The following is a 4072-nucleotide window of genomic DNA, read 5'->3' on the forward strand; positions in this document are numbered from 1 at the left end:
CCCTTAGCTCAAGAGGCACTGAATACATACTCTTTTTCGACACCTGCATCACCGCATTTTTCGGCGGAACTTGAAGGGGAAACTATAAAAGAAGACAGGCTGCTTAAAGCGATTGAAAAGTTAAAATTAGAATATGACACAGTTATTTGTGAGGGGGCTGGAGGACTATATGTGCCACTTCATTCGGATACTACTTTGACATTGTTAGATGTTATCCAGCAATCAGCACTACCTGTCATACTCGTAGCAAATACGAAGCTCGGCACAATCAATCACACTTTGTTATCTGTAAATGCGCTGAAGGCACGTAATATCGAATTACTAGGTATTGTGTTCAACCAATTCGAGCAGAGTGCATTAGAAAAAAACAATATCGACACAATACGTCGATTTACCGGTGTTCCATACGTGGTAATTGAGGCGAATCGTACGATTGAAAGCTTTGATGATGAATCGGTCTTTGAAAGGTTGTTGACCGATGACATATAAAGAACTTCAAGCTCGTGACCTTAAACATATTTGGCATCCTTGCTCACAAATGAAAGACTATGAATCCTTTCCACCGATTGTGATAGACCATGGCAAAGGGGTGTGGTTGTACGACAATCAAGGAAATCGCTATTTAGATGCAGTTTCCTCATGGTGGGTCAATTTATTTGGCCATGCGAATCCGCGTATTAGCAAGGCTTTAGCTGAACAAGCACAAAAATTAGAGCACGTTATTTTTGCGAACTTTACCCATGAGCCTGCGATACATGTGGCTGAGAAACTCGTTGCACTGACACCAAAAGGTTTGGAAAAAGTGTTTTTTGCCGATAACGGATCCGCCGCCATTGAGGTCGCGCTAAAAATGAGCTTTCAGTACCGTGCACAAACGAATCAGCCGAAGAAAAAACGGTTTTTAGCATTTACAAATGCCTATCATGGCGAAACACTCGGTGCCTTGTCCGTTGGAGGAGTCGGTTTATACAACGAAGTATTTGCTCCTCTGTTATTAAACGTTGTACATACACAGGGACCGGATTGTTTTCGCTGTCCTTTTGGCGAATCACCAACGACCTGTAGCGCTCCTTGTACACAGTATGTAGAAGAACAATTGAAGCAATATGCCGATACGATTTCTGCTGCCATTATTGAACCGTTAATTCAAGCGGCAGCAGGAATGAAAATGTATCCGCCTGTTTTTCTGGAAAAATTAAGGGCATTATGCGATGAATATGATGTGCATCTAATAGCTGATGAGGTGGCGGTCGGGTTTGGCCGTACTGGTACATTCTTTGCATGCGAGCAAGCTGATATTACACCGGATTTTTTATGTTTATCCAAAGGCATTACGGGTGGTTATTTACCGCTTTCTGCTGTATTGACAACGAATGAGATATTTAACGCCTTTTATGACGACTACGGAACGATGAAGGCATTTTTACATTCGCATAGTTATTCAGGTAACCCACTCGCACTACGTGTAGCACAGGAAGTATTGGCCATTTTTGAAGAAGAACAAGTGTTGACAAAGTTAGTAGCCAAACAAGAATTGTTAAAAAAATTAGCAAAAAGAGCATTTGAACATTTACCTTATGTAGGTGAATATCGTCAAACTGGCTTCGTTGGGGCAATTGAATTAGTTGCAAATAAAGAGACGAAGTCGTCATTCCCAAGTGAAGAGCGAATCGGCTATCAAATTTATCAGCGTGCACTAGAGAAAGGGCTCCTGATCCGTCCGCTCGGTAATATTATTTATTTCATGCCACCTTATGTCATTTCAGAAGATGAAATCGAATGGATGATTGGGACAACGAGAGTAGTTATCGAACAATTTTTCAAAGACAGGGGAATATAAATTGAAAAACTCACGAACTTTATCGCTTACCCTTGTTGCGGTTTTTGCTGCAATGACCGCAAGCGAGGTCTTCAAAGTCAGTTGGTTTATGTCCTCGTCGGTTTAGCGGGACTTCCTGTCTTTACTCAAGGCGGAGGTATTATGTATGTATTACAACCGACATTTGGTTATTTAATTGGCTTCGTTGTAGGTGCATATGTGATCGGCTTCATCATTGAACGCGTCGAGCAACCTACACGCAAACACTTTATTGTTGCGAATTTGATTGGAACTGCTGTCATTTATGCGATTGGTGTACCTTATCTTTACCTGGCATTAAATCTTTGGCTGGACGTACCAACTAACCTATCACATGTACTGGCAGTAGGGCTGTTAAATACGGTAGGTGTTGACATTGCACTTGCTATTTTTACGAGTTTAATAGCTACTCGTATATATCCATTTTTGAAAACAATACATTCAACGAAAAGAGGCACACAAAATGAACTGGCAAACATTAGCTCAGGAAGTCATTGACGGTAAAGAAATAACAAATGAAGAGGCAATGGAAATTTTAACAACGGACGATGATGAACTACTACCCCTACTGCATGGTGCTTTTACAATCCGTAAGCATTATTACGGGAAAAAAGTGAAATTAAATATGATTATGAATGCGAAAAGTGGCTATTGCCCAGAGGACTGCGGTTATTGTTCACAATCGTCAAAATCAACTGCACCAATCGAAAAATATCCGTTTATATCAAAAGAAGAAATATTGGCAGGTGCTAAGCATGCATTTGAAAATCAAATCGGTACATTTTGTATCGTTGCAAGTGGCCGTGGTCCAACACGTAAAGACGTAAATGTTGTCAGTGAGGCAGTAGAAGAAATTAAAGAGAAATACGGATTGAAAGTATGTGCTTGCTTAGGACTTTTAAGAGAAGAACAAGCCGAGCAGCTGAAAAATGCTGGTGTCGATCGCTATAATCATAACTTAAATACATCTGAACGCCATCACGATTACATCACGACTTCACATACATATGCAGATCGTGTGAATACGGTGGAAATTGTGAAAAAACATGGTATCTCTCCATGTTCAGGAGCAATAGTTGGTATGAAAGAAACGAAGGAAGATGTAGTTGATATTACACGTGCACTTCGCCGCCTGGATGCGGATTCGATACCAGTAAATTTCCTGCATGCGATTGATGGTACAAAACTGGAAGGTACAAACGAACTGAACCCTCGCTATTGCTTGAAGGTACTGGCACTGTTCCGTTTTATGAATCCAACAAAAGAGATTCGTATTTCAGGTGGTCGCGAGGTGAATCTTGGTTCACTCCAACCATTGGGTCTATATGCAGCAAACAGTATTTTCGTTGGCGACTATTTAACGACAGAAGGTCAAGCGGAGAATAAAGACTATTTAATGTTGCAAGATCTTGGTTTCGAAATAGAGCTTGCAGAAAAGCAAGCATCATTATGTGAAGTTTAACTTAATCAGGCAGTGACATATATTACATGTTTCACCAGATGACAAGGTGTTAATGGAAGATTTAAGAGTAGTGCTCATGGGAAAAATAGTTCATATTATAGGTAAATGTGAATTAGAAACTACTCTGTTAAGTCTAAGTAACCTTCAAAATTCTTTTTTAATACTATTTTTTATATAGAAGAAACCATTTTGATTTTTGTCAAAATGGTTTCTTTTAGTTTAATACTAAAAAACGTCCCAATATTTTGAAATTTAGGGTATGAATGTTACATATATTTATGTTAAAATTTTCTAGTTACCGATACTATATTTCATAGAATAGGGAGGTAATATAGGTTAGGAACTTTAAGATATTTGAGCTAGTTTCAAATATTTGTGTTATCTGTGGATACATATTAAATACTGAGATTAGAAGTTGAGGGATGCCAATGTGGAACATTTTTAAAACTTGTTTAATCCTAGAGAAATCAAATAAAAAAAATATTTTTGCTTGTATTTTCGTAGCAGTAGTTATTTTTGGCTTGATGTTATTTGTGAAAACTGAGGATTTAGGAAACAAAGATAAAGAAATATCTGGAGAAACTCAATCGCTTTCTTTAGCGTTGAGTAAATTTCAAAATGTAGACGCAACTGATGAAGGAAATGGCAGTGACTTATATAAGAATTTAGCACTTCAACGTCAATATGTAGCTAAGCAAAGCATGTCACTAACAATGGAACGACCAGAATTATTTGTAGATACAGCTATAGAC

The 4072-nt window shown here is 38.6% G+C and carries 4 protein-coding genes and 1 pseudogene; all 5 read left to right on the forward strand.

All coding sequences use genetic code 11. The features are described 5' to 3' along the window. Positions 1–489, forward strand: a 489-nt coding sequence (gene bioD, locus AC1DSB_RS18190; protein ID WP_477587300.1) for a dethiobiotin synthase, incomplete at its 5' end; no start/stop codon positions are given. Next, positions 479–1840, forward strand: a complete 1362-nt coding sequence (bioA, locus tag AC1DSB_RS18195) for an adenosylmethionine--8-amino-7-oxononanoate transaminase (RefSeq protein ID WP_477532833.1) — start codon at positions 479–481, stop codon at positions 1838–1840. The genes bioD and bioA, both read left to right, overlap by 11 nt. Positions 1841–1921: 81 nt before the next feature. Next, a complete protein-coding gene (locus tag AC1DSB_RS18200) occupies positions 1922–2356 on the forward strand; it encodes a biotin transporter BioY (RefSeq protein WP_477587301.1) in 435 nt (144 codons plus the stop codon). Then, on the forward strand, positions 2322–3320 hold the full coding sequence (gene bioB / locus AC1DSB_RS18205; RefSeq protein ID WP_477532832.1) for a biotin synthase BioB: 999 nt from the start codon (positions 2322–2324) through the stop codon (positions 3318–3320). The genes AC1DSB_RS18200 and bioB overlap by 35 nt, the downstream gene beginning before the upstream one ends. 428 nt (positions 3321–3748) lie before the next feature. Further along, a pseudogene (locus AC1DSB_RS18210) lies at positions 3749–4072 on the forward strand (ABC transporter); the annotation flags it as partial.

This window comes from Paenisporosarcina sp. P4_E4_2 (assembly GCF_056401595.1).